The sequence below is a fragment of the Gordonia alkanivorans NBRC 16433 genome (genome assembly GCF_000225505.1).
In the GTDB taxonomy this organism is placed as follows: domain Bacteria; phylum Actinomycetota; class Actinomycetes; order Mycobacteriales; family Mycobacteriaceae; genus Gordonia; species Gordonia alkanivorans.
In genome coordinates, this window is sequence record NZ_BACI01000067.1 from 66,220 (window position 1) to 82,326 (window position 16,107).

The window sequence follows — 16,107 nt, forward strand, 5'->3', positions numbered from 1 at the left end:
TCCACTATGTCTCACATGTGCGACAGGTCTGGGTATACAGTCGATACACGCCTGTACGGGGAATCCGGTGAGAATCCGGAGCGGTCGCGCCACTGTGAACGACAACGCCGGACGCGGTCGAGGATTTCGACGGCGCCTGGGGAAGACGTGAGTCAGGATGCCGTGCCGGCGCCAAAAGATCCGACACACTCACCGACGCGAGATCGGCGAAAGGACAATCCCATGACGTCTCCCCGTACGGCCGAAGCAGTCAAGTCACCCACCCGTGCGATTTCGGTACCGAACCTGTCGGTCGCGAGCGCAGCGCTCTGGCTGAGCCTCACGGTCCTCCTGGCCGGGCTCGCCTACTACTTCCTCGGCTACGACCAAGGTGTCGTGTCGGTCTTCGGGGAGAACACCTATGTGCACGAGTTCGTGCACGACTCCCGCCACTTCCTCGGCTTTCCCTGCCACTGAGCGTTCACCGCACTGCGTCGGCCTGACTCTCACAACGTAGGGACAAGTTCACATGGAGAAGAAACTCATCGGCGCAGGTCTGCTCTCGGGCCTGATCGCCGGCATCATCTCGTTCGTCTTCGCACGGTTCTACCTCGAACCCGTGGTGTCGAAGGCCGTCGACTACGAGGGTGAACGCTCGGAAGCCGAAGAGGCGCTGGCACATACGGTCGGCGGCCATTCGCACGGCGACGGCGGCGAGGTCTTCACCCGCGCCATGCAGGAGAATCTGGGCGCCGGCGTCGGAAACCTGGTGTTCGCCCTGTGCATGGGCGCGTTCTTCGGGGTCGCCTTCACCGTGCTGTGGAGTTACCTCGGCAACCGGTATCCGGCCACCGATGCCCGCGCGGTCGCCGGGGCGCTCGGCGCGATCGGTTTCGTCGCCGTCTTCGGTGTTCCGTTCTTCGCCTACCCGGCCAACCCGCCTGCGGTCGGGGACGACGACACGATCGGGGAACGGACGGGTGCATTCCTGACCGTCACGATCGCGTCGGTCGTGCTGATGATCGTGGCCGTCGCACTCGCGCTGTGGTTGCGGCCGAGGATCGGCGGACTGGTGTCGGCCGTCGTGGGCGGTGCCGCGTACGTGATCGCGGTCGGCGTCACCATCGCGCTGCTGCCGTCGTTCGACGAGGTGCCCGAGCCGGTGCGCACCGACGCCGGCCAGATCGTGTTCCCCGGCTTCCCGGCGGACGTCGTCGCCGACTTCCGCGTGTACACGATCACCAACCAGGTGATCCTCTGGACGGTGCTGACGGTGACCTTCGCGCTGATCCTCGGCGCGATGGCGCGGTCGAAGAGCTCCAGCACGTCGCCGACGGTCGACGCCGTGCAGAGCTGACCGCGCACTGCCATTCCTGTGCAGATCATCACCGCCGGGCGCACCGGTCCCAATCGATCGGTGCGCTTCGGCGGTGACGCGTCGCTGGACGACCGCGGCCGCCGTGACGTCGAAGCGCTCGCCGCGTCCCTCGTCGGGCCGGTGTCCTTCTGCGGGCCCGAGCCCGCGACACTCGAGAGCGCCCGGCTCCTGGGTGGTCGGGTCGAGGTCGACGACGCGCTTCGCACGCTCGATGTCGGGAACTGGGCGGGATCGGCGCCCGAGGACATCGATCCACGCGAGCTCGCGGCCTTCTTCACCGATCCGGCGGCCCGGCCCCATGGCGGCGAGAGTGTCGAGGCGTTCGTGCGACGGGTGCACGACTGGCGCGACCGCACGATCACCGTCGGGGCGTCGATCGTCGTGGCCATGCCCGTCGCGCAGGCACTTCTGTGCGACGACGCCACGGGATACTTCCGGTGCGAGGTCCGGCCGGCGGCCTGCTACCACTGGCCGCCCCTGAGAATTCGCCCTGAAGAAACAGAATCGGGCGGACGTACCTAGACATCGTGAGTGACTCCTGACACAGTTGAGTCGGCAAAACTGAAACGTGTTCGCCCCCGGCGGGCACTGTCTGGGGAGAGTGACGATGTTCGAGTGGTCCGATGAAGATCTGATGGTGCGGGATGCGCTGCGCGCGTTCATCGACAAGGAGATCCGGCCACATCTCGACGAGCTCGAGTCCGGCGTGCTGCCTCCGTACGACATCACCCGCAAGCTGCTGTCGACCTTCGGGGTCGACGCGATGGCCAAGGACGCGCTGGAAAAGGAACTCGAGACAGAGGCCAACGGGGAGAAGAAGAAATCGTCCGGCGAGGGTGGTGGCATGGGCGGTTCGATGTTCATGATGGTCAACATCGAGCTTGCCGGTGTGTGCCTGGGCCTCGTCGCCTCGCTCGGTGTGAGCATGGGCCTGACCGCCTCGACGATCCGGGGCAAGGGCACGCTCGCCCAGAAGAAGCGCTGGCTGCCCGAGCTGGTCACCATGGAGAAGGTCGGCGCCTGGGCGATCACCGAACCCGATTCGGGCTCCGACGCTCTCGGCGGCATGAAGACCACGGTCCGCCGCGACGGTGACGACTACATCCTGAACGGCCAGAAGACGTTCATCACCAACGGCCCGTACGCCGACACCATCGTCGTGTTCGCGAAGCTCGACGACGGCAGCGGTACCCCCATGCGTGACCGCAAGGTGCTGTCCTTCGTCCTCGACAAGGGGATGCCGGGCCTGACGCAGGGCAAGCCGTTCAAGAAGATGGGCATGATGAGCTCGCCGACCGGCGAGCTGTTCTTCGACAACGTCCGGGTCGGCAAGGACCGTCTGCTCGGCGAGACCGAGGACACCGGTGAGGATTCGCGCGGCTCCGAAGGCGCGAAGGCCGGGTTCACCGCCGAACGAGTCGGCATCGCCGCGCTCTCGCTGGGCATCATCAACGAGGCACAACGACTGTCGATCGACTACGCCAAGACGCGCAAGCTGTGGGGTCAGGAGATCGCCCAGTTCCAGCTCATCCAGCTCAAGCTCGCCGAGATGGAGATCGCCCGGATCAACGTGCAGAACATGCTCTTCAGCGCGATCGAGCGCGGCAAGGCGGGTAAGCCGCTGAGCCTGTCGGAGGCGTCGGCGATGAAGCTCTACTCGTCGAAGGCCGCCACCGATGTCGCGATGGAGGCCGTCCAGCTCTTCGGCGGCAACGGCTACATGGCCGAGTACCGCGTCGAGCAGCTCGCGCGAGATGCCAAGTCGCTCATGATCTACGCCGGCAGCAACGAGATCCAGGTGACCCACGTCGCCAAGGGGCTGCTGCGCGGTTGATGCACCGGGAGAGGTGACGGCCCCGGCAGCTCTGCCGGGGCCGTTTTTTCACGGCCTGATTGCGGACCGGCGCAATTCTGGGCCCGGTTCGGCGCATTCGGATGTGAACGTGCGCCCGGCGGTCGACAATTCGACGTGACTCGCCCAGTCCGTCGAGGAAAGAGGTGGCGATGTCAGCAGGTGGGTACCGCGCGTATCCGGTGGCGACGAAGCTCGTTTCCGGTCGCATTCGTCAAATCGGGCAAATCGTAGGTTTCCGGTATTTCTCTTCGTGTCTGGAGTTCGGGACCTCGCTGTGCTGCCCATGCCGTTCCGCGATGGTGAGGTGAACGATGGGTGGGAAGAAGCACCGGGAGATGTCTCCCGAACTGTCAGCGACCGGAGAGCTGGTCGGTGGTCGACCGGACGGGTCCGCCGGTCCGATGTCGGACAAGGCATACCGGAAGGCGCTCAAACCCCTGCATGCCGAACTGGTGGCGATGCAGGAATGGGTCAGGTCGTCGGGGGCCAAGGTGTGCGTGGTCTTCAAGGGTCGGGACACGGCAGGCAAGGGGGGTGTCATCAAGGCGATCACGGCGCGGGTGAGCCCGCGAGTGTTCCGCACCGTCGCGCTGCCCGTCCCGTCCGAACGTGAGAAGTCGCAGCTGTATCTCCAGCGGTATGTACCGCACCTTCCGGCAGCGGGTGAGGTCGTCATCTTCGACCGGAGTTGGTACAACCGTGCCGGGATCGAGCGTGTGCTCGGATTCTGCACGGAGGAACAGGTCCACCAGTTCCTGGAATACACCCCGAGTGTCGAGCGGGCGATGGTCGAGTCGGGGATCATCCTCCTGAAGTACTGGCTCGAGGTCAGCCAGGAGCAGCAGACCCAGCGCCTGCAGAGTCGCATCGACGATCCGCGCAAGACCTGGAAGCTGTCGAAGACCGATCTCGAATCCTACAGCCGTTGGTACGACTTCTCCCGGGCTCGCGACGAGATGTTCCGCTACACCGACACCGGTTGGGCACCTTGGTATGTCACCTCCAATGACGACAAAAAACGCGGTCGGCTCAACGTGATCAGCCATCTCCTCGGTCAGGTGCCCTACGACCCGTTGGAACGTCCCGAGGTCACATTGCCGAAGCGGCAGAAGGCGCACGGCTACCGACAGCCGGACCAGGCGCTGCACTGGATTCCCACTCCCTACTAGGCGCGGTGACATGACCGGTGATCAGTGCGTCGCCGTCGCACCGCGGCGGGCACGCGCATGAGCGGCGTCGCCACGCTGTGGCGCCTTCCAGGGCTCGCGACGGCCCGGAGCTACAAACGCGAGTGGCTTCGTACAGACGTCACCGCCGGGCTGGTGCTGACCGCGCTCCTGATCCCTGCCGGGATGGGTTACGCCGAAGCCGCCGGGCTGCCCGCGTATGCCGGGCTGTGGGCGACGATCGTGCCGCTGACGGCTTACGCCGTGGTCGGACCGTCGAAGATCCTTGTGCTCGGCCCGGATTCGTCGCTCGCGCCGCTGATCGCCGCAGCGGTGCTGCCGCTGGCCGCCGTCGGTGACCCGGAGGACGCTCTGGCGCTCGCCGGGATCCTCGCCGTACTGGTCGGGGCGATTCTCGTCCTGGGCGGATTCCTCCGGCTCGGCTTCGTCACCGAACTCCTCTCCAAGCCGCTGAGACTCGGGTACCTCAACGCGATCGCGCTCATCGTCGTCATCGGACAGCTGCCGAAGCTGTTGGGCTTCTCGGTCGACGCCTCGGGTCTGTTCGAGGAGGTCGGCGCGATCGTCACCTCGGTGCTGGACGGGAAGACCGACACGGTTGCCGCCGCGATGGGATTCGCCGGTCTCGTCGTGATTGTCGCGTTCCGGCGGTGGCTCGCACGGGTACCGGGTGTCCTCGTCGCCGTGGTCGGTTCGATCGTGGTGACGGCCGTGCTCGGGCTCGACGACGACATCGGGATGGTCGGCGCCCTGCCGGCAGGTCTGCCCCTTCCTCAGTACGGCGGGACCGACTGGAACGACGTGCTCTCGCTTCTCGGGCCGGCCGCGGGAATCGCGCTCATCGCCTTCGCCGACTCCGGCGTGCTCTCACGGACATTCGCCGCCCGGCGCGGTGAGGATGTCGACGGGAGTACGGAGATGAAGGCGATCGGAACGGCCAACATCGCCTCCGGCCTGTTCGGCGGATTCCCCATCTCCGCCAGCGGTTCACGTACGCCGGTCGCCGAACAGGCCGGCGCACGCACGCAACTCGCGGGAGTGGTCGGGGCGGCCGCGGTGCTGGTCTTCGTCCTCGTGGCTCCCGGCGTCACCGCCTATCTACCCGACGCCACGCTGGCGGCGGTCGTGATCGTCGCGGCGACCGCGCTCATCGACATATTCGGAATGGTCCGGATCTGGCGGTTGAGCAAGCTCGAATTCGGTTTGGCGGCAGCCGCTTTCGTCGGCGTCGCGCTCGTGGGTGTGCTCGAGGGCATCCTGGTCGCGATCGGGTTGTCCTTCGTGGCCGTGGTGGCGAGGGCCTGGCAGCCCTATCGTACGGAGCTGGTGGAGCTGGAGGGAACGGGCTTTCTCGATGTCACCCGGCATCCGGAGGGACGCCGGATTCCCGGGCTCGTGCTGGTCCGCTTCGACGCACCGCTGTTCTTCGCCAACGGCAAGATCTTCGCCGCGCACGTCCGGGATGTGGTGGCGCACAGCGAGCCACCGGTCAAGTGGGTCGTCGTCGCAGCCGAACCGATCACCGGTCTCGACACCACCGCCGTCGACGAGCTCATCGATCTCGACCGTGCACTCGAATCGTCCTCGATCCGTCTGGTGTTCGCGGAGCTGAAGGGACCGGTGAAGGACAAACTCATCCGCTTCGTCGTCGACGGCCGGTTCGACGAGGACCGGTTCTTCCCGACGGTCGAGTCGGCTGTCGAGGCATATCGGAGCGTCCAATCGCCGCCCGGGTCGGCCCCCGACTCAACCCCTGACCGCTCCGGGCCGGAGTAGATTCCACAGTCGGACCCAGTCCAGTTGCGGTGGTGCGACGCGGATCTCCGGGCGCTCGCGTGGAACACGGACCCGCAGTGCCGCGGGGGAGATGGTGCAGCGCACCGGTGTCCGGAGTCGCACCGACTCGCCGTCGATGCCGACCGGGATCTCCGCGGCGTCGGCCTCGACGACGACCTCGGTCGCCGTCCGCTGTACGAGTCCCTGTCCGTGGCCGCGTCGGAGCAGCCCCACCGCCTGCCGGGTGTCGGCGACCGACACCGTCACCACACCGAGCAGGCCGGAATCGATCCGCGTGCGCCGCCCCAGGCCGGCCACGTCATTCGTGGCGTAGGGGCCGTTGCTCACCAGGATCGCCTGCGGCCCGGTCACGGTGTCGTCGCCGATGCGGGCGCGCAGGCCGGTGCCGGTGACGCCGCCGAGGAGGTCCGGCAGCATCCGCAGGACCGTCCGGGTCTTGTCGTCCCGGTACTGCGGACTCTGCACGACCTCTGCGTAGACGCCGAACGACGCGTTGTTGACGAATGGATGCCCGTTGATCCAGCCGAGGTCGACATGCACCTCGACCCCGTCGTGGAGGGCGTCCAGGCAGCGTGCGGGGTCCTTCCGGTCCAGCCCGAGGTCGAGGGCGAAGTGGTTACGTGTGCCGGCGCTGATCACGAGGAACGGCACGTGGTACTCCGCTGCGACAGCCGCGACCAGCGCCTGCGTGCCGTCGCCGCCCGCCACGCCCAACAGGTCGGCTCCCCGGCGGACCGCGTCCCCCGCCAACTCCGTGACGTCGAGATGCTCGGGCCCGCTCAGCAGTGCGACCTCGGCGCCGAGTGCCTCGGCACGGCGTGGCAGGTCGAAGCGGACGACCTTACCGCCACCCGAGCGCGGATTCATCACCAGGAAGGGATGGAGCACCGGCGGGGCCGGATGCTCCGGCATGAGCGACTGGGCCGGAGTCGGTCGCAACGCTCGCCGCGCGCAGGCGATCGCGACGACGACGAGCGCCGCGGACACGATCACGACCCAGAGCTGACCTTCGCGGATCAGGTAGATCGCCACGAACGGGAGTGGCAGGACGACGACGACAGCGGCCAGTGCACGGACCGCGCCGCGGCTGATCAGGAACCAGTAGGCCGCTACGACGATGACGACCGTGCAGATCACGCAGACCAGCAGAAGCGTGAGGAGTGCCCGCAGTCCCGATACCGCGATCGGCAGGAGGATCGCGACGATCACGGCCGCGAGTGCGGCGCGGGCCCACCATCGTCGGGACACGGGACGCTCGTCGACGGCCGCCGCCGTTTCCACGTTCATGACGCCGCAGCCTCGGTCATGTCGCCGCGTCGTCCGGGCCCGCCCGGGCCGGGCGGATCACGATCTCCACGACGAGCAGTGCGATCAGCCCACACATGACGATGAGCAACACCACCAGTCCGGTGGGATAGTTCCAGAACATCAGCAGCAGTACGCCGACGCCGATGATCGCGGCCCGTAACGCGATTCGAGCACGATAGGCGGTCGTCTCGAAGGCATTCGGAGGTCGTGATTTCCGAAGGTTCTGGAGTTTGTCGAGTCCGCCGGAGAATCCGTGCCGGACCGCGACCGCCGATGCGGAGCCACCGATCAGGAAGGCGCCGATCGCCACCACGAGCCCGAGGACGGCCACGGCACGCAGTGCGAGCCGGAGTGGTTCGGTGACGGCGTCGGCGATGGCGGTCGCGGCGTCGGGGGACAGGACGTCGGGCGGGATGTCGTCGAGATACAGTGCGCGCGCGACGATCAGCGCGATCGCCAGGGTCAGCATGGCCAGGACCAGGGTCAGGCCGACCACGGACAGCGCACGTAGGCGTCGACCCCTCGGTGCCGCCGCGACGGCACCGAGGGCGCACGCGATCGCGAGCCACGGCAGGACGTCGGCGGCGGTGTCGAGCGCGGACACCGCGCGTTGCGCCCGAACCAGTTCGGGTGACCGGAACAGGACGAATTCCTTGTCGACCGCCGGGATCTTCTCGGCAAAGGTGAATCCGCGGTCCAGAAGACGCTGCTTGACGTTGTCGATCACGGTGCCCAGAGAGATGCTCACCGTTCCCGACTCGTCGACGGAGACCGAGGACGGCCCCACCTCACCGGTCACCACGGAGACCAGGGCGGTGTGGCCCCGGCGGTTCGCCTCCACCCACAGGGTCTCGAACTGGTCGCTCTCGACCAGGGACGCCACCGTCTGCTGCACGAAGGTGCGGGCCTGAGCGGCGAGAACGGGCGCCAATCCGTCGATGGCACGGTCCACGCGGGGGGCGGTCTCCGTGGCCGGTACCGCATCGGTCAGTGCGTTGAGCGCGGACGCGGTCAGCGCCTCGACGTCGATGCGGGTGAAGATTTCGTCGGTGACGGTGTTGGTGATCTCCTGCTGCAGCGCCGGATCCGAGGCCAGCGGTGCGACTGTCGTCACGTATCGGTCGGTGTCGAGGATCTCGCCGCGGACGAATCGGGACGTCACCGAGAGGATGGCCAGCAGGGCGACCAGGACACACAAGATTCCCACCGCGACCCAGCGCCAGGTCGTGCGCCGTTTGGTGGTCTCCGGCGGTGCGGTCCCACCGGTGTCGGCACTCGCGCGCAGTGTCGCGACCTCGGCGCGCAACTGCTCGAGTTCGGCACGTTCCGACGCGCTGATCGAGCCGGTACTCCCGGGGGGATCTTGATCGGGCCCAGGGTTCTCCGTGTTCATGGGCCGGCGCCGGTCGGCGTCAGTACTCGGCCCGGGGGTTCCAGGTCGATACGGCCCAGATGACGACCACGTCGAGCGCGATGATCAGGATCGACCACCACGGGTAGTACGGCAGCCACAGGAAGTTGGCGATGATGGACAGGCCGGCGATGACGATGGCGGTGAACCGGGCCCAACCCGCCCCGCTGACGAGTCCGGCACCGACGATGATCGCGATGGCTCCGAGCACGATGTGAATCCAGCCCCACGTCGTGAAGTCGAACTTGTAGACGTATTCGACCCCGCGGACGAAGACCTCGTCTTCGGCTACCGCGGCGATTCCCTGGGCGAGTTGGACGACTCCGACGACGATCAGGATGATCGCCGCGCCGATGGACGTCCCGGCGGCGATTCCCTGCTTGGCAGACAGGGTTCCGCGCTCTTCTCCGGGTGCAGTATGTGTCATGACGCCCTCCTCTGGACAGTGGATAGTGAGGAGTGTGCGACTCTGACAGGTGAATTCGCAGGATTTCCGGCGAACTGTTCGATATCTGGTCCCGAATTGCGCGCTGAAACGAAATAGGTTGGGCGCCAGATTGTTAGGGATGAAAACAATTGTTTACCGACTGTTTGTCGAATGTTTGGCACGCCTTTACGTCGCTTTCCTTCTCGACGACTTCAGGGTGCGTGAGCCGCCAGATCCGGTCTCGTGACATCGGCGTCTCATAGGGGCGGACGTCGACGGCGCGCCGGATGGCATTGGCGAGCGCGGGAGCAACAGGATTGAAGGGTGACTCCGACATCGACTTCGCGCCGAAAGGGCCGAGTTGATCGGCGGTTTCGGCGAAGTAGACCTCGGTGAACGGGATGTCCGCCATCTGGGGGACACGATAGGTGCGGAACACCTTGGTCACCGGTGATCCGTTGTCGAGCATGATCTCCTCGAAGAGGGCCGCGCCGATGCCTTGCGCCACACCGCCTTCCACCTGTCCCCGGCACTGCTCGGGATTCATCACGGTGCCGGCGTCGGACGCGTGGACGGACTGCAGGATCGCGACGGCGCCGGTCTCGGTGTCGACGGCGACCCGGAAGGCCTGCACGTCGAAGGCGATGGAACGCATCTCGCCCCGTTCCTCGCCGGTCGCCACGGCCCGCGGGCCGTCCGGGAACAGCGCGCGGTGACTGTCGTCGACCGCGTCGATCAGGTGGCGAAAACCGACCAGCCGGTCGCCGGCGACGGCTCCGTCCGGGCCCAATTCGACCTGGTCGGGATCAGCGCCGGTAAGGCGGCTCGCGGCCTCGACGAGAATGCTGCGGAGCGCGAGACCCGCGCTGTACACGGCCTTTCCGGCGACGGTGGTGCCCGCGGAGGCGAATGCGCCGGTGTCATGTGGCACGGCGTCGGTGTCCCCGTGCCACAACGTGACCCGCTCCGGCTCGGTAGACAGTGCGCTCGCGACGATCTGCGTGTGGACCGTCGTGGTGCCGTTGCCGAACTCGCAGGTGCCCACGCCGACGTGATAGGTGCCGGCGGAGTCGACGGCCACCGTGACGTCGGCGAAATGGCCGCGCGGGGCCATCGTGGCGATCGCGGAGATCGCCATTCCCTCACCGACCCGCCATCGCGGGGCGGGCGGGAGGACGGCGCCGTTGCCCCGGCGCATCGCGGACTCGGCGAGGTCGAGGCACTGGTCGAGACCATAACTGCCGTACACCAGGTCGATCTCGGGGTCGGGGCGTGCGATGAGGAGCGGATCGCCGTCGGCGACGGCATTGCGTCGCCGGAGTTCGAAGGGGTCGATACCGAGACGGACCGCGAGCTCGTCCATCGCGGATTCGACCGCGAAGATCACCTGTCCGAGGCCATAACCTCGGAAGGCGCCCGACGGCGGGTTGTTGGTGTAGACGACCTCGGCGTCGATCCTCTTCACCGGGCAGTTGTACACCGAGACAGACTCGGCGCAGGCATGGAACATCACGCCGATCGCGTGGTTGCCGTACGCGCCGGTATCCGAGAGAACGTCGACCCGGAGGGCGGTGAGCAGACCGTCGTCGTCGGCGCCGAGATCCACGGTCACCCGCATCGGGTGGCGGTAGGTTGTCCGCGTCATCTCGTCGGTGCGGGTCATCTCGTAGACGCAGGGGCGACCGGTACGCAGGGTGGCGACGGCGGCGAGATCCTCGGTCAGCATCTCCTGTTTGCCGCCGAAACCGCCGCCGACGCGGCCGCTGAACACCCGGACCTTCTCAGGCGGCAGCTCGAGAAGCCGGGCGAGTTCGTCGCGCACCAGGAAGGGGACCTGCGTGCTCGTGCGGACGACCAGACGTCCGGTGGCATCGGTCCAGGCGATCGAACCGTGGGTTTCCAACTGTGCGTGGGTGACCCGTCCGGTGCGCCACGTTCCGTGCACGGTCGTCGGCGCCGCGGCGAGCGCCTCGTCGACGTCGCCGCCGAAGCCCTCGTGGAAGGCGGCGACGAGGTTGCGTTCGGTATCCATCACCCGGTCTTCGGCGGTGCGGTCGGGGTGGATGACCGGAGCCCCGGGAGCGCGTGCCTCCTCGGGGTCGAAGACCGCGGGCAGTTCCTCGTAGTCGACGCGGATCAGCGCGGCGGCCTGTTCCGCGATTCCCGGTGTCGCCGCGACGACGGCCGCGACGCGCTGCCCGACGAAACGCACGATGCGATCGAAGACGAGGGTGTCGTCCGGGTCTTCGAGCCGGTTCTGGTGGCGCCCCGTGGAAAACCTTGGCGTCGAGACATTCTCGTGGGTGAGGATCGCCTCCACGCCGGGGAGGGCGGACGCGTCGCTCGTGTCGATCGACAGGATTCGTGCATGCGCGTGCGGCGAACCGAGTACGTGGATGTGCAGTGCGCCGTCGACGGGGACGTCGAAGGTGTACGCCTCGGTGCCGGTCACGACGCGTCGGGCCGCGGGCGGGCACACCGAAGTGCCGACGCCCGTGCCGCTGTCCTCGGCCCCGACTCCGTCCGGGTGGGGCGGAGCGGGTGCCACGGCGTTGCCGATCGCGTCCCTGATCGAGCGGTACCCGGTGCAGCGGCAGATGTTCCCCTTCATCCGCCGCGGCAGATCGGGGAGGTCGTCCGGGGTGAGGGTCGAGGCGGTGACGATCATGCCTGCGGTGCAGAACCCGCACTGGAAGCCGAAGTTGTCGACGAAGGACTGCTGTACCGGGTGCAGATCGTCTGGGGTGCCCAGGCCGGCGACCGTGGTCACCGACTTCCCGGCGATGCGCTGTGCGGGGAAGATGCAGGAGTGCACGGGTTGCCCGTCGACGAGGACCGAACACGCACCGCAATCGCCTGCGTCGCAACCCTTCTTCACCTCGAAGTGGGCGTGCCGGCGCAGGAGCATCCGAAGGCATTGTCCCGCAGCCGGTTCGGCGTCGATCTTCTCGCCGTTGACCTCGAACTCCATCGTTCTATCCCGTCTCGTCGAGCTCGACGCGGATCTCCTCGGCGAGAACCGCCGACACCCCGCGACGCCAGTCTGCCGACCCGAGCGGATCGGTGTAGTAGCCGGGGGCGGTGACGATGTCGTGACGCAACCGGTCCGCAGCCGGCGGATGGGGGTACCGCAGTACCGTGGGCCACTCGGTGGCGGCCGTGATCCCGTACACCGTGGTGCCGTCAGGATCGATGCGGCCGGTCACGACCGAGCCGGAGCGGCCGAGATCGACGAGAGCGATCTTGCGGAACCCGGTGACGGCGGCGAGCGCGTGCGCGGGGAAGTCGACCGCGCGCAGGACCTCACCCGGGCCGAGGACGTTGATGCCGTTGCCGATCACGAGATCGGCGACCGGGATGTCGCGATCGGCGCCCTCGGGATGCCAGATGTCTGCCGTCGCGTCGAGCGCGACGCCGAGGGAGACCATCGACGCCGCCGCGAAGGACCGACAGATGTTGCCGCCGACCGTGGCCATGTTCCAGATCTTGAACGACGCGAGAAGGGCGTTCGCGCACTGGGCGAACAGTGGATGGGCGCGGAAACCCGGGCGCGGTGGCAGTGCGACCAGTTCGGCGATGGTGCAGGTGGCGCCGATGCGGAGGCCGCCGTCGGGCAGGTCTTCGACCGATTGCCAACCCATTTCGCTGAGGTCGACGAGACCGGTGGTGGCCGGCTGGGGTTCGGAGAAGACCCATGTGCCGCCGGCGACCAGTTGTTCGCCGGGTGCCGGGAACACCTCGTCGCGAGAACGCGCGAATCGGTACTGGGTGACGGCGGTGAGATCCATCAGCGTGCCTTGTCGAGCAGGCGGCGGTGCTGCGTCGCTACGGCGGTGGTCATCTGTTCGGTGTCGATGGTGAGCACGTCACCGTCGGCGACCACCTGTCGGCCCTGTACCCACGACGCCTTGATCGGTGGGATCGCTCCCAGGACCAGGGCGGCCACCGGATCGTCGATGTCGCAGTGAGCGACGGTGGACAGATCCCACAGTACGAGGTCGGCGAGCTTCCCGGGTTCGATCGATCCGATCTCGTCCTCCCGGCCCAGCACCCGCGCACCCCCGCGGGTCGCGAGTTCGAGAGCGGTGCGGGTGGTCAGCGCAGTCGGGCCGCCGCGCGCGCGGGCCATGAGGACGGCCTGATGCGCCTCCTCGAGCAGTCGTGCGGACTCGTTCGACGCCGCCCCGTCGACCCCGAGTCCGACCGGCACCCCGGCGTCGACGAGATCCCGGGTGCGACAGATCCCGTTGCCCAGACGGGCATTCGAGGTGGGGCAGTGGGCGACGCCGGTCGAGGTGGCGGCCAGGCGAGCGATCGCCGCGTCGTCGAACTCCACCCCGTGCGCGAACCAGACGTCCGGGCCGACCCACCCGACCGACTCCATGTACTCCAGCGGCGTCGAACCGAAATGTTCTGCGCAGTAGGTGTTCTCGTCGACGGACTCGGCGAGGTGCGTGTGCATGCGGACGCCGAGTTCGCGGGCGAGGATCGCTGATTCGCGAAGTAGGTCGGTGGTGACGGAGAAAGGCGAACACGGCGCGAGCGCGATCCGCAGCATCGAGTCGCGGGACGGATCGTGCCACCGCGCAACGGCATCGGCACTGGCGGACAGGATCTCGTCGATCGTCTGGACCACGGTGTCCGGTGGCAGTCCGCCGTCCTTCTCCGACAGGTCCATCGATCCGCGGGTGGGATGGAAACGCAGCCCGATCTCGCCGGCGGCGGCGATCTCGGCCCCGAGTAGATCGCCACCCTCGGGCGGGAACACATAGTGGTGGTCGGTGGTGGTCGTACATCCCGACAGCGCGAGTTGGGTCAGCCCGCCCAGGGCGGCGGCATGCAGGGCCTCTTCGTCGATCCCGGCCCAGATCGGGTAGAGCGTGGTGAGCCACTGGAACAGCGTGTGATCGGCCGCCAGCCCCCGCGTGATCCACTGGTAGAGGTGATGATGCGTGTTCACCAGCCCCGGCGTGAGGACGCATCCGCGGCCGTCGACACGGATGGCATCGCCGGCGTCGATCGGCTCGGTGGACACCGCGACGATCGTCGAACCCTCGATGAGCACCGACGCGCGGGGCAGCTCCCGACGCTGCGCGTCGACGGTGAGGACGGAGGCGTTCTCGATGAGCGTCGCTGAGGGCACGGCGTCACGCTACGTGGCTCGGACGACCCGCGCATCTCGATGTGCACGGCGTCGCAGAGCCGCGACCGCGATCGGCGAGGTCCGGTGTCACACCTGGGTTTCGGTGAGTCCGCGCCGCGCCGGGATGGCCAGTGCGACCACCGTGGCGACCACGCAGGTGGCCAGCGCGATACCGGCGGCCCACAGGTAGCCGTCGCTCGCCGGAACCGCGATCGTCGAACCACCGGGGCCGGCGACGGCGATCATCGACCACGTCAGGAGCATGCCGACGACCGCGGATGCGGTGGAGGTGCCGATGATCCGCATCAGGGCGTTGACACCGTTCGACTCGCCGGTCTGCTCGACGCTCACCGACTGCATGATGAGTGCGGGCATCGCGGAGTAGGCGATGCCCAGGCCGGCGCCGATGCAGCAGGCGATGACCAGCATGTGGATCCAGGTGAGCGACCAGGGGCCGGTCAGGCCCACGATGAAGACGATGTAGCCGACGCCGATGATGACGCCGCCGAGCGCGAGGGAGATCCGCGCGCCGAAGATGGCGTTGATCCGCCCGCTGATGTGCGAGAACACGAACATCACCAGACCGCTCGGCGCGAGGATCAGGCTCGCGTGGACCATGTCGTAGCCGAAACCGTTGGGGCTGTTGGTCGGCGCCATGAGCAACTGGATCGGGATGAGCTGCATCGCGTAGAAGGCGAAGCCGGTGGCGATCGAGGCCAGGTTGGTGAGGAGTAGAGGGCGCTCGCCGAGGATTCGGAGATCGATCAGCGGGTTGGCTCGCCGGAGTTCGACGAATCCCCAGACGCCGAGCAGTACGACGAAACCGGCGAAGCAACCGAGGGTCAGCGGATCGCCCCAGCCCCACACCGCGCCCTTCGACAGCGGCAGCAGGAGGCAGATCAATACGCCGGTCAGCCCGATCGCGCCGAGGAAGTCGAAGCGCCCGCCCGACGAGGGCGTCGTCGACGGGACGGTGAGAGCGACGCCCACCGCCGCGAGGGTCGACGCCGCCGCACAGGACCAGAACAGGGCGTGCCAGCTGACGTGCTGGGCGATCGCCGCGGCGAACGGCAGACCGAGGGCGCCGCCGATGCCGAGGGAGGCGCTCATCGTGCCGACGGCCGAGCCGAGGTAGCGCGCCGGGACGATGTCGCGCATGACGCTGATCCCCAGGGCCACGATGCCGAACCCGAGGCCCTGGAGTCCGCGGCCGAGGATGAAGACCGGGAGCGAGGTGGCGAGCGCACAGGCGATGGAGCCGAGCGCGACGAACCCGAGGCTGCCCAGGATGGCGAGCCGTTTGCCGTACATGTCGCCGATCCGGCCGCCGATCGGGGTGGCGACGGCCCCCACCAGCAGGGTGATGGTGATGGCCCAGGTGGTGTTGGACGCGTCGGCCTTCAGCAGGGTCGGCAGCTGGGGGATGAGCGGGACGATGATCGTCTGCATCAGGGCGACGACGATGCCGGCCAGGCAGAGCACCGCGACCGCCGCACGGGGATGGGTGTGCTCGTCGGCCGCCACCGCGGAGGTGTCGGGGTGCGGCTTCTCCTCGCCCTGCGATCCGTTCGTCTCGGTCCTGCTCGTCACTCGTTCATCCGGCCCGTCGTACTCATGTGTGG

Annotated in this window: 13 protein-coding genes and 1 riboswitch; of the genes, 6 read left to right on the forward strand and 7 right to left on the reverse strand. The window is 67.7% G+C overall.

The genetic code is table 11. The features are described 5' to 3' along the window. The first annotated feature begins 6 nt into the window (after nucleotides 1–6). Nucleotides 7–184, forward strand: a riboswitch (cobalamin riboswitch). A gap of 38 nt (nucleotides 185–222) precedes the next feature. From GOALK_RS12680 to GOALK_RS12705, 6 genes are all read left to right on the forward strand, one after another. Beyond that, complete coding sequence (locus tag GOALK_RS12680) at nucleotides 223–456, forward strand: CbtB domain-containing protein (RefSeq protein WP_006359221.1); 234 nt, start codon at nucleotides 223–225, stop codon at nucleotides 454–456. Between the two features lie 52 nt (nucleotides 457–508). Then, nucleotides 509–1,336 carry a CbtA family protein gene (locus GOALK_RS12685; RefSeq protein WP_006359222.1) on the forward strand — a complete coding sequence of 276 codons (828 nt, stop codon included), beginning with the start codon at nucleotides 509–511 and terminating at the stop codon, nucleotides 1,334–1,336. Between the two features lie 18 nt (nucleotides 1,337–1,354). After that, nucleotides 1,355–1,879 (forward strand): histidine phosphatase family protein, encoded by a 525-nt coding sequence (locus GOALK_RS12690; protein WP_006359223.1) that lies wholly within the window; start codon nucleotides 1,355–1,357, stop codon nucleotides 1,877–1,879. Between the two features lie 85 nt (nucleotides 1,880–1,964). Then, nucleotides 1,965–3,191, forward strand: coding sequence for an acyl-CoA dehydrogenase family protein (locus GOALK_RS12695; RefSeq protein WP_040004195.1), 1,227 nt, complete (start codon nucleotides 1,965–1,967; stop codon nucleotides 3,189–3,191). A gap of 332 nt (nucleotides 3,192–3,523) precedes the next feature. Continuing rightward, entirely contained in the window at nucleotides 3,524–4,381 is an 858-nt protein-coding gene (gene ppk2, locus GOALK_RS12700) for a polyphosphate kinase 2 (protein WP_006359225.1), read from the forward strand. Nucleotides 4,382–4,438: 57 nt separating this feature from the next. Then, on the forward strand, nucleotides 4,439–6,175 hold the full coding sequence (locus GOALK_RS12705; protein ID WP_040004188.1) for a SulP family inorganic anion transporter: 1,737 nt from the start codon (nucleotides 4,439–4,441) through the stop codon (nucleotides 6,173–6,175). Here GOALK_RS12705 and GOALK_RS12710 read toward each other — a convergent pair. From GOALK_RS12710 to GOALK_RS12740, 7 genes are all read right to left on the reverse strand, one after another. Continuing rightward, nucleotides 6,146–7,483 carry a diacylglycerol/lipid kinase family protein gene (locus GOALK_RS12710; RefSeq protein WP_006359227.1) on the reverse strand — a complete coding sequence of 446 codons (1,338 nt, stop codon included), beginning with the start codon at nucleotides 7,481–7,483 and terminating at the stop codon, nucleotides 6,146–6,148. The genes GOALK_RS12705 and GOALK_RS12710 overlap by 30 nt on opposite strands. Before the next feature lie 16 nt (nucleotides 7,484–7,499). Next, nucleotides 7,500–8,897: a hypothetical protein gene (locus tag GOALK_RS12715; protein WP_006359228.1), complete on the reverse strand. Its 1,398-nt coding sequence runs from the start codon at nucleotides 8,895–8,897 to the stop codon at nucleotides 7,500–7,502. Between the two features lie 19 nt (nucleotides 8,898–8,916). Continuing rightward, nucleotides 8,917–9,342 carry a DUF7144 family membrane protein gene (locus GOALK_RS12720; protein WP_006359229.1) on the reverse strand — a complete coding sequence of 142 codons (426 nt, stop codon included), beginning with the start codon at nucleotides 9,340–9,342 and terminating at the stop codon, nucleotides 8,917–8,919. Between the two features lie 133 nt (nucleotides 9,343–9,475). After that, nucleotides 9,476–12,313 (reverse strand): molybdopterin-dependent oxidoreductase, encoded by a 2,838-nt coding sequence (locus tag GOALK_RS12725; RefSeq protein ID WP_006359230.1) that lies wholly within the window; start codon nucleotides 12,311–12,313, stop codon nucleotides 9,476–9,478. Between the two features lie 4 nt (nucleotides 12,314–12,317). Continuing rightward, the gene (locus GOALK_RS12730; protein ID WP_006359231.1) at nucleotides 12,318–13,130 is read right to left on the reverse strand and encodes an FAD binding domain-containing protein; all 813 of its coding nucleotides are present in this window, start codon (nucleotides 13,128–13,130) and stop codon (nucleotides 12,318–12,320) included. Continuing rightward, nucleotides 13,130–14,485 carry an 8-oxoguanine deaminase gene (locus GOALK_RS12735; RefSeq protein WP_006359232.1) on the reverse strand — a complete coding sequence of 452 codons (1,356 nt, stop codon included), beginning with the start codon at nucleotides 14,483–14,485 and terminating at the stop codon, nucleotides 13,130–13,132. The genes GOALK_RS12730 and GOALK_RS12735 overlap by 1 nt, the downstream gene beginning before the upstream one ends. An 87-nt stretch (nucleotides 14,486–14,572) precedes the next feature. After that, entirely contained in the window at nucleotides 14,573–16,075 is a 1,503-nt protein-coding gene (locus tag GOALK_RS12740) for an MFS transporter (protein WP_006359233.1), read from the reverse strand. Nucleotides 16,076–16,107: the final 32 nt, after the last annotated feature.

Bases quoted from the DNA above. Each gene is read 5' to 3' on its own strand.
- GOALK_RS12680 (WP_006359221.1), top strand. From the start codon at position 223: ATGACGTCTCCCCGTACGGCCGAAGCAGTCAAGTCACCCACCCGTGCG.
- GOALK_RS12685 (WP_006359222.1), top strand. From the start codon at position 509: ATGGAGAAGAAACTCATCGGCGCAGGTCTGCTCTCGGGCCTGATCGCC.
- GOALK_RS12695 (WP_040004195.1), top strand. From the start codon at position 1,965: ATGTTCGAGTGGTCCGATGAAGATCTGATGGTGCGGGATGCGCTGCGC.
- ppk2 (WP_006359225.1), top strand. From the start codon at position 3,524: ATGGGTGGGAAGAAGCACCGGGAGATGTCTCCCGAACTGTCAGCGACC.
- GOALK_RS12705 (WP_040004188.1), top strand. From the start codon at position 4,439: ATGAGCGGCGTCGCCACGCTGTGGCGCCTTCCAGGGCTCGCGACGGCC.
- GOALK_RS12710 (WP_006359227.1), bottom strand. From the start codon at position 7,483: ATGAACGTGGAAACGGCGGCGGCCGTCGACGAGCGTCCCGTGTCCCGA.
- GOALK_RS12715 (WP_006359228.1), bottom strand. From the start codon at position 8,897: ATGAACACGGAGAACCCTGGGCCCGATCAAGATCCCCCCGGGAGTACC.
- GOALK_RS12720 (WP_006359229.1), bottom strand. From the start codon at position 9,342: ATGACACATACTGCACCCGGAGAAGAGCGCGGAACCCTGTCTGCCAAG.
- GOALK_RS12725 (WP_006359230.1), bottom strand. From the start codon at position 12,313: ATGGAGTTCGAGGTCAACGGCGAGAAGATCGACGCCGAACCGGCTGCG.
- GOALK_RS12730 (WP_006359231.1), bottom strand. From the start codon at position 13,130: ATGGATCTCACCGCCGTCACCCAGTACCGATTCGCGCGTTCTCGCGAC.